The sequence below is a fragment of the Gardnerella sp. DNF00983 genome, assembly GCF_049244265.1.
In the GTDB taxonomy this organism is placed as follows: domain Bacteria; phylum Actinomycetota; class Actinomycetes; order Actinomycetales; family Bifidobacteriaceae; genus Bifidobacterium; species Bifidobacterium vaginale_J.
The window spans coordinates 1,027,095-1,040,143 of sequence record NZ_CP058392.1 but is presented as its reverse complement, the minus strand read 5'-3'; the positions used below and the strand labels follow the sequence as shown (position 1 = coordinate 1,040,143).

The window sequence follows — 13,049 nt, the reverse complement described above, 5'->3', positions numbered from 1 at the left end:
GATTCTGCGTTAGTGTATTTTGTAATGCTGTCTTAGCTCGCTAGTAAAATCGGTGCGGTTTGGCAGCTTACCTATTTGGGCGCTCGTCAATAAGGTATATAGCTACTGTTTTAGCTGATGTTTATAGCTTAAATGGTTGCATGTTAATAATTACTTAAACGCGAAGAATGGAAGAGGTTTGTGATGACTGTTCGCGGTGATATTCGAAATGTGGCAATTGTGGCGCACGTAGACCACGGTAAGACCACTCTGGTAAACGCCATGCTTCAGCAGTCGCACGTATTTTCTGAGCGTGAAGAAGTTCCAGATCGTGTTATGGATTCCAATGATTTGGAACGCGAAAAGGGCATTACTATTCTTGCTAAGAACACTGCTGTTCAGTACACAGGTCCATTAGCTGAAAAGTATGGTCATCCAGAAGGTATCACGATTAACGTTATTGATACTCCAGGTCACGCTGATTTCGGTGGTGAGGTCGAGCGTGGTATCTCTATGGTTGACGGCGTTGTTTTGTTGGTTGACGCTTCTGAAGGTCCTCTTCCACAGACTCGCTTTGTGCTTCGTAAAGCTTTGGAAGCTAAGCTTCCTGTTATTTTGTGCGTAAATAAGGTAGATCGTCCAGATGCTCGTATTGAAGAAGTTGTTGGCGAATCTACAGATTTGCTTCTTGGCTTGGCTCAGGATGTTGTCGAGGAAGGTATTGACCTCGATCTCGACGCTTTGCTTGATTTGCCAGTGATTTATTGCGCTGCTAAAGCTGGTTACGCTTCTGTTAATCAGCCTGAAAATGGTGGTTTGCCAGATAACGATAATTTGGAGCCATTGTTTGATTCTATTATTTCAAACATTCCAGCTCCTGAATACGAAGAAGGCGCTCCTCTTCAAGCTCATGTTGCAAACATTGATTCCTCTGACTTCTTGGGTCGTCTTGGTTTAGTGCGAATTTACAATGGTACTTTGGAAAAGGGCAAGACTTACGGTCTTTCCCGCGTCGACGGTTCCATTGAAAACTTCCGTGTTTCTGAGCTTCTTCGCACTCAAGGTTTGGAGCGCACTCCTGTAGCTTCTGCAGGTCCTGGCGATATTGTTGCTGTTGCTGGCGTAAACGACATTATGATTGGCGAAACAATCGTTGACCAAAACGATCCAAAGCCGCTTCCATTAATTCATGTCGACGATCCTGCAATTTCTATGACTTTCGGCGTAAACGATTCTCCTCTTGCTGGAACTGAAGGCAAAGATCATAAGCTTACTGCTCGTATGATTAAGGATCGTTTGGATCGCGAGCTTATTGGTAACGTTTCTATTAAGGTTATTCCAACTGAGCGCCCAGATGCTTGGGAAGTTCAAGGTCGTGGCGAGCTTGCTTTGGCTGTGTTAGCTGAGCAGATGCGTCGCGAGGGCTACGAGCTTACAGTTGGCCGTCCTCAGGTTGTTACCAAGACTATTGATGGTCAAATTAATGAGCCTATGGAAAGCACTACGATTGACGTCCCAGAAGAGTACATGGGTACCGTCACTCAGCTTATGGCTGATCGTAAGGGTCGTATGGATTCTATGAGCAACCATGGTTCTGGTTGGGTTCGTTTGCAATTTACCGTTCCTTCTCGCGGTCTTATCGGTTTCCGCACAGCTTTGCTTTCTGCTACTCGCGGAACTGGTATTGCAAGCTCTATTTCCGCCGGTTATGCTCCATGGGCTGGTCAGATTGTGACTCGTCAGAATGGTTCCATGGTTTGCGACCGTAAGGGTGTTGCAACTCCTTATGCTATGCAGCGTTTGCAAGCTCGTGGCGTCTTCTTCGTTGACCCACAAAGCCCGGTTTACGAGGGTCAAATCGTTGGTATTAACAACAAACCAGACGAGTTGGATGTAAATATTACGCTTGCTAAGCACATGACTAACATGCGTTCTTCAACTGCTGACGTGCTTGAAACTTTAACTCCACCAATCAAGATGAGCTTGGAAGAGTCTCTTGACTTCGCTAACGAAGATGAGTGCGTGGAAGTTACGCCTGAAGCAATTCGCGTGCGCAAAATTATTTTGAGCCGCGATGAGTGGTACAAGTGGCGTGCTAAGCAGCGTCGTCAGAACAACAACGCTGCGTGATAATCGCAATATACCAATTAGTAATGAAACGTTAGGTTTTATTATGTCGTCGAAACCGTGGTCGCATCGCTTGCCTTCGTGGGGCAGGTATGCGACCACGTGTGTTTCTGCGCTAATATGCGCGTTGATTGGTACTTTTGCTCATCGCTGCGGTGCAATGGATAACATTCCTTACGGATTCGTATTATCTATGCTTTTGCTGTTTTTGTCTGCTTGGTCTGCAAGATCTCGTAGTGGTTGGAGTGGTTTACTTATTCACGCAATAGTTTTCTCCGCGTTTGCTTGGATTCTCGCATTAGGTTTTATTGGCAGTGCAATTCTTGTACCTGTTGGTTTCACAATACCGTTGCCATGGTGTTCGCAATATGTGGGATATTTGTGGCTTTACGGCGTTCTTGTTGCTCACGTAGTTTTGCTTTGTATGCCTCAGCGTTGGTTTGTTGTTGAATAGTAAAATAAGTGAAGAATTTGCAATAATTTAAGCGCAACTTCGCCGTAAGTTTTGCATACAAAGAAGTATTAAGCAGTATTAAGCAGTATTAAGCAGTATTTTTACAATAGTCTTGCTTACAATATTCTTAACTGCAAGAGTTTTAAGGAATACTTATGAATAGTAGTAACAGTAAGTTCTCACGTAGATTATGCTATTTAGGGCCGGAAGGTTCTTTTACTCATCAAGCAGCTTTAAAAGTTCAACAGCAGTTACAATCATTTGATAATTTGCAACTTATTCCAACTGCTTGCGAGAATGTTCTTAGTGTTGCTAGTGAAATTGAAGAAAATCACCATTGGGGTGTTATTGCGTGGGAAAACAATATTGAAGGCGTTGTAATACCTAATTTAGATTTACTAATTGATGCAAAGAATATGGTTGGTATTGCTCGCGTTGGCGTCGATATTAGTTTTGATGCTGTTGTTTGCAAATCAGATTCAATCGATAACTGCTCTACTATTGTTGCTCACCCTCACGCGTTAGCACAATGTCGTAAGTTTGCTCAAGAACGCGGATTGAAAGAAAAAACTGCGTCTTCAAATGCTGCTGCTTGTAGGGATTTAGTTCCTGGCGAAGTTGCTTTATGCCCTAGAATTTGTGCTGATTTATACGATAGGCAGATTGTGAGCGAAGCAGTTGAAGATTTTTCTGGCGCGCGCACTGAGTTTTTAGTGCTAGCTCCTCGAGATGAGGCTTTAAATTTTGTTAATACGCAGCGCGAAAATTTTTCATCTTTTTCATCAATTATTGCGTTTATTCCGCGTTGTACAGGTGCTGGCGTGTTAGCAAATTTGCTTGATGTTGTGCGCGATCACGGTCTTAACATGACTTCTTTTATGTCTAGGCCAATTAAAGGTCAAGGCGGTTTATACAGTTTTATTGCCACTGTTGATGCTGCTCCTTGGGATTCTACATGTAAAGATATGATTCAAGAGGTTGTTGAGCATGGCGATTGGGTTCGAGTTTTAGCAGTGTACCCTTCCGATAAGCGCAATAATCCGGTTATGAATGATTGGATGTTGCCTAATGGTGGAGTGTGTGTTGAGCCTTCGGTTGATGCTTTGCGTAATTTGAACGTATTGCGTGCAGAAAGAGAATTATTATGGTAGAAGATGCTGAGTTTTCTCAAAAATTTTCTGTCGGTATTGTAGGTCTTGGTCTTATTGGCGGATCTCTTGCAAAACGACTTGCTAAATTGCCGGAATGTAGAGTGTACGCTTGGAATCGTCATCATGATCCGTACGAAGAAGCTAAAAGTTTAGGAATTACTTGCGTAGACAATGTGCAAGATTTAGCTAAACTTCGCCCAAACGTTCTGATTTTGTGCAATGCTTTGTTTGCTATGCCAAGTATTTTGCAGGAAATCGCACCTTATATTGACAAATCTCGCACAACTATTAGCGATGTTGGAAGCGTAAAAACCTTAGTTCGAGAGCAAGTAAAAGACGCAGGTTTGCAAGATTGCTACGTTGGTGCGCATCCGATGGCTGGAAGTGAATTTACTGGTTGGAAAGCTTCTAGTGATGAGCTTTTAAATGGTGCTTTGTGGGCTTTAACTGTTGATGATTCTACTGAGTTTTGGCGAGTTCGCAATGTTTTGCAAATGATTGTTTCGCTATGCAAGAATCGCGCAATAGTTTTGGATGATGCAACGCACGATAATTCTGCAGCTCTTATTTCTCACATGCCTCACGTTGTTGCAACTGCTCTTGCAAATGTTTTGTGCGAACAACCTAATCGTGCAATCGCTTTGCAACTATCTGCCGGTTCTTGGCGAGATATGACGCGAGTTGCTCTTACGGATCCGCAACGCACGCGCGCTATGGTAAGCGAAAATCGGCATAATACTGCGAAATTATTGCGTTCCGTAATTTCTGAGCTAACTTTTGCTGCAAATATGTTAGATAATGATGTTGAAACCGCGGATGCTTTAGAGCAAGAGTTTTTTGCTAAAGCTCAATCGTGGAGAGAATATAAATACCAGCAGCGCAACTCGTCTAAAACTAATACGCAACAAAGCGACGATGAGAAGCAAAATGATGATGCAAATAGCAGATTGTGGAAGTATGATTCCAGAAGCAATTGGCAGAAAGATTTGCTGGATTCCGCGCGCTTAGGTGAGTCTATTGTTGAACTTTTCGGATCCAATACTGACGAATCTTCGCAACTCTTATTGCGTTCAGATAGTTCGCTAAGAAACTTATAATGCGAGTTTCTCTTTAATGTTGCGCGAGTTTTGATATTTTTTGCCTGATTGGATGCTTGCACGTTCATGAAGTTTTGCAGTTGCGCTCTGCGGACATTGAGTATTTATTGCTTAAAGAACACTAGCATCCGTGCTGCTGCACACGCCACACCAAACAGACAAACCACGCACCCATCCGCAGCTTAATTGCGCGACTTTAGTTGCACTTAGTAAACCACGCACTTTACGTAACTTTCTGCACGAGTCTATGAGTTTTGTGTTGTTGATTAGCGTGTTGAGAGGCTGGAAAAATTGTGTTCAGTGCTAAAAGAGGACTGAGGAAGCAACATTGTTAAAAGATAGGCGAACACAATAAAATGCTTTAACAGTTAAAGCGACGAAGGACGGGACGCACGCAAACACAAATTTTCCAGCCTCGTCAAAACCAAAAAACTAAACCAGTTACAAAACTCATAGACGATACTAAAGAATATCGAAAATAAAATTGCGAGGAAAGAAATCCCACAAAACTCGCGCCACATCAAACAACTTACACGCTAAGAGGTTTTTGGAATTTGCGTTCTGGGATTGGCTTTAATCGGTAAATAGTGTTGGCATCAATGAACATTTCTTCGGCAGCTCTAGTGCCGTTTGCTGCAGGATCTCGAAGCAAATGAAGCATTACACCGTCCCACTCGAGTACGTGCCCAATTGCATCATGATACTCGATTTTTTGCGTTCCATCGTTATTTTCTTCTATAATTTTGTAAGTTCTTACTACTATGCGTGAGCCTGCAGGTATTTGCTGTGGTAGTGTAGTTAAATTCCGTGTTTGTGTGTTCATAACATGCTCCTTGTTGTATTATGCATGTGACTGAAGTATATGGCAAACGTTTTGTTTTGAGCTTTTATGGAAGGTGAGTTAAGCATGAGAAACAATAAATCTGTTTCTGAAAATTTCTTAGGCTTACCTTCTAAATATATGAGTTTAATAGATGATTATATTGATTATGTTCGCGCTAATAAAGGCTTGGGGGAGCGCACACAGAAAGCTTATGCCAGTGATATTTTGCAATGTTTAGCATGGTGTAATCGGCACGGATTTAATAATATTTCGGAGCTTACTACGGATGATTTGCGTTCGTGGATGGCTGATGAGTCGCGAAGTCATGCGCGTTCAAGCTTGGCTCGCAAAGTAGTTGCGGTGCGTGGTTTTTTTGCGTGGTGTCAGCATGTTGAATACATAAGCAGTGATCCTGCAGAAATTTTGATGACTCCAAAAATTAAGAATATGCTGCCATCTGTTTTGGATGAATATCAAGCAGAATCATTAATGAATAATGTTGATTCTAAAGCTAATGTTTCATCTTCGTGTACCAAAAATCAGAAAGCTGTAGAACTTCGTAATGCTGCAATTCTGGAGCTTTTATATGCGACTGGTATTCGTGTTGGCGAGCTTACTAGTTTAAATATTCAGGATATTAATTTTTCCTCACACACTATAAAAGTTACTGGTAAGGGAAATAAGCAGCGCGTTGTTCCTTTTGGGGTTCCTGCTTATAAAGCTTTATCTGCTTGGATTTCTAAAGATGGACGAGAAATTTTATTGCGAAATTCTGTTGAAGAAGCAGTATTTCTTGGTGCTCGCGGAAAGCGTATTGATCAGCGTTTGGTAAGGCAGATTGTGCATGACGAGGCTAAAAGTGCGCATGTTCCGGATATATCTCCTCATGCTTTGCGGCATAGTGCTGCTACGCATATGTTGAATGGTGGAGCAGATTTGCGCGAAGTGCAGGAATTATTGGGGCATTCATCGCTTAATACTACTCAGCGCTACACTCATGTTTCTATTGAATCTTTAAAACGTAAGTATTCTCAAGCTTTTCCGCGTGCATGATATTAAATGTTTTTAGATATTTAATTATTCATGTTTAACATGTTTTTTACATAATAAATATTTTATTTACATTTATGTAATATATATGTACATGTAAAAAACAATAAATTTTACTGTTTGTATAATAAAATTTTCGATATTCATAATTAATTTTAGAATAAAATAATTAATTATTAGGAATATAGAATATTTTTTCTCATTTTTCTTTTGCTATTGCGTTGTTTGTAAAAATATGTATCATTGAATTTTAATCAATGAAGAGGCCTCGTAATTGGCTTGCAAGAATCCATCTGGCAATAAAAACCGGGTGGATTCTTACGTTTTAGCCTGTTCCTGACTTTTTCGTGATATGACAATCCTGCCTACCAGACGTTAGGAGAAAATATATGAAGAATAAGGCTTTAGCTTTTGCTGCTGCTGCCTGCTCGCTGGCAATGTTACTTGGTGGCTGTGGCTCTTCCGCTAAGAATGCAAAAACAAACGGTGGCAAGGTTATTATTACCGTTTCAAATTCTGAGCCGCAGAACGAATTAGTTCCTGGAAACATTAACGAAAACGCTGGCGCTCGTCCTGCCATGTTGGTTAATTCCACGTTGGTAACTTTCGACGAAAAGGGTAATCCTGTAAATGAGGATGCTGAAAGCATTACTCCAAATGCTGATGCCACCCAGTACACCGTTAAGGTTAAGAAGGGAAAGAAGTTCAGCGATGGTACTCCTATTACCGCTGAGAGCTTCACTAAAGCTTGGAGCTTCGTTGCTAACGCTAAGAACGCTCAGAAGTGCGCTTCCTTCTTCCAAACTATTAAGGGTTATGCGGATTTGCAGAAGGACGGCACCAAGGGTGACGAGCAGCTTTCTGGTTTGAAGGTTGTTGATAAGAATACTTTTACTGTTGATTTGGAACAGCCAGATTCTGTATTCCCAATTAAGGTTGGTTACTTGGCATTCGCTCCACTTCCAGAATCCTTCTACAAGAATCCAAAGGCTTATGGCGAAAAGCCAGTTTCTTCTGGTCCATACTTGTTCAAGTCTTGGGATCACAACAAGCAGATTGAAGTTGTGAAGAACCCAGATTACGAGGGTCCACGTAAGGCTCAGAATGATGGTGTTACTTTCAAGGTTTACACAGATGGCAACGCTGCATACCGCGACGTTCAGGCTGGAAATCTCGATATGACCGATAACATTCCAGATACGCAAACTAAGACTTTCCAGAAGGATACAACTGTTAAGGCTTACAACCGTCCAGGTTCTGTAATTCAGCAGTTCACTATTCCTTCAAGCCTCCCACACTTCGATGTGAATACTGAAGAGGGTAAGCTTCGTCGTCAAGCTATTTCTATGGCTATAGATCGTAAGGTAATCATAGACAAGATTCTTAATGGCACTGCTTCTCCTGCAAACGAATTTACTTCTCCATTGACTCCAGGCTATAAGGCTGATCTTAAGGGTCATGAGAACACTGAATTTAATGCAAAGAAAGCTAAGGAACTTTGGGCTAAGGCAGATAAGATTTCCAAGTATGATGGATCTCTTACTTTCTCCTACAATGCTGATGGAAACGCAAAGTCCGTGTTCGATGCTGTTGTGAATTCTTTGAAGAACAACTTGGGAATCAAGGCTGAAACTACTCCAATTCCTACATTCCAGGAGTTCCGTAATGCTTGCTCCAAGCGTCAGATTAAGGGTGCATGGCGTTCAGGCTGGATGCCAGATTATCCAAGTGCAGAAAACTACTTGACTCAGCAGTTTGCATCCGTTGCAGCTGATGGCAATGGTTCCAACGACGGCGATTATAAGAATCCAAAGTTTGACGATTTGCTTAAGAAGGCTGCATCTGCTAAGCCAGCTGAAGCTACTAAGCTCTATCAGCAAGCAAACGAAATCCTTCTTGATGAACTTCCATCAATCCCATTGTTCTACTCGAACGCTAAGGCTGTGATGGTTCCAACTTTGAAGGGCTTCACAATGGATTGGCAGAATATGGCACTGTACTATCAGCTTCACAAATAAGTTGGTAATCAATCGAGAAAACAGAATAGCGTTACATGCTCTTTAGAAAATTAGTAAGTAACGCTATTTGATTCCTCTCAATAATTTAATATCGCTTATTGCGAGATTGCTGCTCCAGTTGAAGTAAGATTAAGTAAAGCCACTTTAGCTGGAGCGGCACTTTGTTGTTTTTTGAGTAAGTTTTAACAATTCAAGGAGAATTCGATGGGTAAGTACATTCTGCGTCGTATTTTGCAGATGATTCCTGTTGTTCTCGGCACAACATTATTAGTTTATGCTTTAGTATTTGCTTTGCCTGGAGATCCAGTAAAAGCAATGTTTGGCGAGAAACCTGTTAATCCTGCAGTAGCTGCACAAATACGAGCCGAGTATAACTTAGACAAACCATTTATTGTTCAATATTTATTATTCTTAAAGAATGCTCTTACCCTCGATTTTGGTAATACTTTTGCAGGTCAACCAGTTATCGATGAAATTGGTCGTGCATTCCCAGTTACTATTCAACTAGCAATTATGGCATTTGCTTTTGAAGCAATATTTGGTGTCGTATTTGGTATAATTTCAGGTTTGAAGAAAGGCAAGTGGTACGACAGCGTAATTTTGGTTGTATCGCTTCTTCTTATTTCTGTTCCAACATTTGTTACAGGTTTCGTTGGACAGTACTTATTCGGTGTTAAATGGCGCATATTACCAGTTACAGCTAGTAACGATCCTGGATTCTTCGATTTGCTTCTTCCTGCAATGGTTCTTGGTTCTGTGTCTATGGCATATATTATTCGACTTACAAGGTCTGAAATTTCTTCAAATATTGCTCTCGACTATGTGCGTACAGCTCGCGCAAAGGGCTTAAAAGAAAGTTCTGTAATTGTTCGCCATATTTTGCGAAACTCGCTTATTCCTGTTGTTACCTTCTTAGGTCAGGATTTGGGTGCTCTTATGGGCGGCGCAATGATTTCGGAAACAATTTTCAATATTCATGGCATTGGATTCATCACATATCAAGGAATTCTAAAGGGAGAAGGAAACCTTGTTGTTTCCATCGTAACGCTTTTGACATTGATATTCGTATTTAGCAATTTCCTTGTTGATATGTTGTACGCGGCTCTTGATCCGCGCATTCGTTACGCGTGAGGTGAGCAAACTATGGAAGATGATTTGATGAAAAATGATTTGATTGCAAATGATGCTTCGAATTGCAATACATTGCCGGGACAAGAACGCTACGTTGCATCATTAGACGATACTCCTATTCAAGCAGTAGATTCCGTAGACGAATCCGCTGCTGCAACAAGTATGTGGGCAGATACTTGGAGAACTTTGCGCAGAAATCCATTGTTTATTGTTTCTGCAGTTTTGATTATTGCAATTATTTTTGTTGCGTTCTTCCCAAGTACTCTTACAAAGCACAATCCTAATTATTGTGTTTTGGAACATTCACTTGAGCCAGCTTCATCTACGCACCCATTTGGTTTTGATATGCAAGGATGCGATATTTACGCTCGAGTTGTTTATGGTACTCGTACATCGCTTAGTGTTGGTTTACTTGCAACGATTTTGGTTGTACTTGTTGGTTCTTTAATTGGTGCACTAGCAGGATTCTTCGGAGGATGGGTTGATACTATTCTCAGCCGAATAACTGATATTTTCTTGGCTTTGCCAATGCTTCTTGGTGCAATCGTAGTTTTACAAATGTTCCGCACATCTAAGTCAATTTGGAAAATCGTACTTGTTATGGTGCTTTTTGGATGGGTTGGTGTAGCTCGAATTGCAAGAAGCGCCGTTATGGAATCAAAGAATCTTGAGTTTAATACAGCTTCTACTGCTTTAGGATCTACTCCAACACGTAACCTTTTCAAACATATTATCCCGAACTCTTTGGCTCCAATCATTGTCGTTGGAACAACTTCGCTTGGAACATATATTGTGCTGGAAGCAACATTAAGCTTCCTGGGAATTGGTTTGCCAACTACTACGGTCAGCTGGGGTGGAGATATTTCTACCGCTAGAAATGTTCTTACAACAAACCCAGAAGTCTTGTTCTATCCGTCTATTGCGCTCGCAATTACAGTACTCGCTTTTATTATGATGGGCGACGCTGTTAAGGATGCATTGGATCCAAAGAGCCGCAAGGCGTGAAATCATCGTGAAGGAATAGAAACTCATGAATACTACACGTAAAGATATCGACATTCGCGCCATGCAATTAGAGCAAGGGCCGTTGTTGGAAGTGAAAAATCTTCAGGTAGATTTCACAACAGACTCAAAAAAAGCTGTTCACGCTGTTAGAGATGCTAGCTTCTGTGTTTACCCAGGACAGTGGGTTGCAATCGTAGGTGAATCTGGTTCAGGAAAATCTACTTCTGCAATGGCAGTTTTGGGTTTGCTTCCTGGAACCGGTCATGTTACAGGTGGATCTATTAAGCTCAAAGGTAAAGAAATTAGCAAATTAAAGCCAAAAGAGTATGCTGCATTGCGCGGTAATACCATGGGCTTAGTTCCACAAGATCCTATGAGCAACTTGAATCCTGTGTGGCGTATTGGTACACAGGTTAAAGAAGCATTAATCGCAAATGGTGTTGACGTTGATCATGAGAGTCGCTCTTCATTAGCTGAGGCTCTTGCAGGCGATTCTGTTAAAGTCAAAAACAACGATGATGAAACATTCCTTGGCTCTAAAGAATTACCAGAATTGATTGAAGCTACTAAGAATGCTTTGAAAGAAGTTGGACTTGATGAGAATAACAATTCTGAAAAGTTCAATGAAGCCATGGAATACTACAAAAAAGAGTGGGTTCCAGGTTCTGAAACTCGTTGGCGCGTAGCAGACGATTTAATCAAGTATGGTGTGAATGACGACAAAGCTTGGGAAATTGCCAAGAAGTATGTTGTTGGCGCAACTATTGAAGATCGTATTGCTGGTTTGCTTGACGAAGCTGGTTTGCCAGATGCTGCAACTCGAGCTCGTCAGTTCCCGCACGAGTTTTCCGGTGGTATGCGTCAGCGCGCTTTGATTGCTATCGGTTTGGCTTGCCGACCAGACTTGCTTATTGCAGATGAGCCGACTTCCGCTTTGGATGTTACTGTGCAAAAGCGTATTCTTGACCATTTGCACACACTAACTGATTCGCTCGGAACTTCTGTTCTGTTCATTACACACGATTTAGGCTTGGCTGCTGCTCGTGCACAGCACGTTGTTGTTATGTATAAGGGTCGTGTTGTTGAATCTGGTCCATCGTTGGAAGTTTTGCAGCATCCTCAGCATCCGTATACAAAGAGACTCGTTGCTGCCGCTCCATCTTTGGCCTCTCAGCGAATCATCTCAGTGAAAGAGCATGGTGGTAATGCTGATAGTCTTCTTGAGCATCATGTAGTAGGTGAGCAAACTCTCGAAAAAAGCGAGCACATTATTACTGTGGATCACTTAACTCGTGAGTTTAAGCTTCCTCGTAAGAAGGAACTATTTAAAGCTGTTGACGATGTTTCGTTCTCAATTAAGCGCGGAACTACTTTGGCAATCGTGGGTGAATCTGGTTCTGGTAAGTCTACTGTTGCAAATATGGTTTTGCGTTTGCTTAATCCAACAAGTGGAACAGTAACTTACGAAGGTAAGAATATTGCTGATTTGAAGGGTGCGGATTTGCTTGATTTCCGCCGTCATGTACAGCCAGTATTCCAGAATCCTTATGGATCTCTTGACCCAATGTATTCTATTTATCGCTCTATTGAGGAGCCGTTGCGCATTCATAAGATTGGCGATAAGAAGAGCAGACAGAATCGAGTTCGCGAACTTTTGGATATGGTTCAAATGCCTGCTTCTGTTATGACTCGCTTCCCGAATGAGCTTTCAGGCGGTCAGCGTCAGCGTATCGCAATTGCGCGAGCTATGGCATTGAATCCTGACGTAATTGTTTGCGATGAAGCTGTATCTGCTTTGGATGTGCTTGTTCAGGATCAGGTTCTTCGTTTGCTTAACGACTTGCAAGCCGAACGTGGTTTGAGCTATTTGTTCATTACTCACGATTTGGCTGTGGTTCGCCAGATTGCAGACGAAGTTGTTGTTATGCAGCATGGAAAGCTTGTTGAGCACGCTACAACAGACGAAGTGTTCGATCATCCACAAATGGAATACACTCGTGACTTGCTCGATGCAATTCCAGGTGGAAATTTGAAGCTTGGCTTAGATTAAATAGTACAAGCTGATAAAAAGGTGCAGGTTTTATAGAATCTGCACCTTTTTTATTTTTCTATTAATTTCGTGTTTATTGGTTGAGTAATCCATAACTTGTAATCTGTGTTAGTTGCGTGATTTATGTCTGTTGTTTAGTGATGGAGCTGTTTGTGTTGTGCGCA

10 protein-coding genes are annotated in these 13,049 nt (G+C 41.6%); 9 read left to right on the top strand and 1 reads right to left on the bottom strand.

Annotation, left to right across the window (positions count from 1 at the left end; genetic code table 11):
* Positions 1 to 183 precede the first annotated feature (183 nt).
* The 4 genes from typA to HXT34_RS03880 all read left to right on the top strand — a co-directional run bounded on the left by typA (position 184) and on the right by HXT34_RS03880 (position 4,808).
* Entirely contained in the window at positions 184 to 2,109 is a 1,926-nt protein-coding gene (gene typA, locus HXT34_RS03895) for a translational GTPase TypA (protein WP_064621387.1), read from the top strand.
* A gap of 43 nt (positions 2,110 to 2,152) precedes the next feature.
* Positions 2,153 to 2,560 carry an alcohol dehydrogenase gene (locus HXT34_RS03890; RefSeq protein WP_415687743.1) on the top strand — a complete coding sequence of 136 codons (408 nt, stop codon included), beginning with the start codon at positions 2,153 to 2,155 and terminating at the stop codon, positions 2,558 to 2,560.
* 155 nt (positions 2,561 to 2,715) lie between these two features.
* Positions 2,716 to 3,711 carry a prephenate dehydratase gene (locus tag HXT34_RS03885; protein WP_421784455.1) on the top strand — a complete coding sequence of 332 codons (996 nt, stop codon included), beginning with the start codon at positions 2,716 to 2,718 and terminating at the stop codon, positions 3,709 to 3,711.
* Positions 3,705 to 4,808, top strand: a complete 1,104-nt coding sequence (locus HXT34_RS03880) for a prephenate dehydrogenase (RefSeq protein WP_421784453.1) — start codon at positions 3,705 to 3,707, stop codon at positions 4,806 to 4,808. Before HXT34_RS03885 ends, HXT34_RS03880 begins: the two co-directional genes overlap by 7 nt.
* A gap of 529 nt (positions 4,809 to 5,337) precedes the next feature.
* On the opposite strand, the gene HXT34_RS03875 is transcribed toward HXT34_RS03880, so the two are convergent.
* Positions 5,338 to 5,631, bottom strand: coding sequence for a DUF6725 family protein (locus HXT34_RS03875; RefSeq protein WP_421784451.1), 294 nt, complete (start codon positions 5,629 to 5,631; stop codon positions 5,338 to 5,340).
* Between the two features lie 84 nt (positions 5,632 to 5,715).
* On the opposite strand from HXT34_RS03875, the gene HXT34_RS03870 reads away from it, so the two are divergent.
* From HXT34_RS03870 to HXT34_RS03850, 5 genes are all read left to right on the top strand, one after another.
* Positions 5,716 to 6,684: a tyrosine recombinase XerC gene (locus HXT34_RS03870; protein WP_421784449.1), complete on the top strand. Its 969-nt coding sequence runs from the start codon at positions 5,716 to 5,718 to the stop codon at positions 6,682 to 6,684.
* A gap of 386 nt (positions 6,685 to 7,070) precedes the next feature.
* On the top strand, positions 7,071 to 8,699 hold the full coding sequence (locus HXT34_RS03865) for a peptide ABC transporter substrate-binding protein (protein WP_421784447.1): 1,629 nt from the start codon (positions 7,071 to 7,073) through the stop codon (positions 8,697 to 8,699).
* A 204-nt stretch (positions 8,700 to 8,903) separates the two neighbouring features.
* Positions 8,904 to 9,830, top strand: coding sequence for an ABC transporter permease (locus HXT34_RS03860; protein ID WP_415683430.1), 927 nt, complete (start codon positions 8,904 to 8,906; stop codon positions 9,828 to 9,830).
* Between the two features lie 12 nt (positions 9,831 to 9,842).
* Positions 9,843 to 10,835 carry an ABC transporter permease gene (locus tag HXT34_RS03855; RefSeq protein ID WP_415686973.1) on the top strand — a complete coding sequence of 331 codons (993 nt, stop codon included), beginning with the start codon at positions 9,843 to 9,845 and terminating at the stop codon, positions 10,833 to 10,835.
* A 25-nt stretch (positions 10,836 to 10,860) separates the two neighbouring features.
* Complete coding sequence (locus tag HXT34_RS03850; RefSeq protein ID WP_421784444.1) at positions 10,861 to 12,885, top strand: dipeptide ABC transporter ATP-binding protein; 2,025 nt, start codon at positions 10,861 to 10,863, stop codon at positions 12,883 to 12,885.
* Positions 12,886 to 13,049 lie beyond the last annotated feature (164 nt).

Excerpts from the sequence above, each read along its gene's own strand:
- HXT34_RS03875 (WP_421784451.1), bottom strand. The coding sequence starts at position 5,631 with ATGAACACACAAACACGGAATTTAACTACACTACCACAGCAAATACCT.
- HXT34_RS03865 (WP_421784447.1), top strand. The coding sequence starts at position 7,071 with ATGAAGAATAAGGCTTTAGCTTTTGCTGCTGCTGCCTGCTCGCTGGCA.
- HXT34_RS03855 (WP_415686973.1), top strand. The coding sequence starts at position 9,843 with ATGGAAGATGATTTGATGAAAAATGATTTGATTGCAAATGATGCTTCG.
- HXT34_RS03885 (WP_421784455.1), top strand. The coding sequence starts at position 2,716 with ATGAATAGTAGTAACAGTAAGTTCTCACGTAGATTATGCTATTTAGGG.
- HXT34_RS03860 (WP_415683430.1), top strand. The coding sequence starts at position 8,904 with ATGGGTAAGTACATTCTGCGTCGTATTTTGCAGATGATTCCTGTTGTT.
- HXT34_RS03890 (WP_415687743.1), top strand. The coding sequence starts at position 2,153 with ATGTCGTCGAAACCGTGGTCGCATCGCTTGCCTTCGTGGGGCAGGTAT.
- HXT34_RS03850 (WP_421784444.1), top strand. The coding sequence starts at position 10,861 with ATGAATACTACACGTAAAGATATCGACATTCGCGCCATGCAATTAGAG.
- HXT34_RS03870 (WP_421784449.1), top strand. The coding sequence starts at position 5,716 with ATGAGAAACAATAAATCTGTTTCTGAAAATTTCTTAGGCTTACCTTCT.
- HXT34_RS03880 (WP_421784453.1), top strand. The coding sequence starts at position 3,705 with ATGGTAGAAGATGCTGAGTTTTCTCAAAAATTTTCTGTCGGTATTGTA.
- typA (WP_064621387.1), top strand. The coding sequence starts at position 184 with ATGACTGTTCGCGGTGATATTCGAAATGTGGCAATTGTGGCGCACGTA.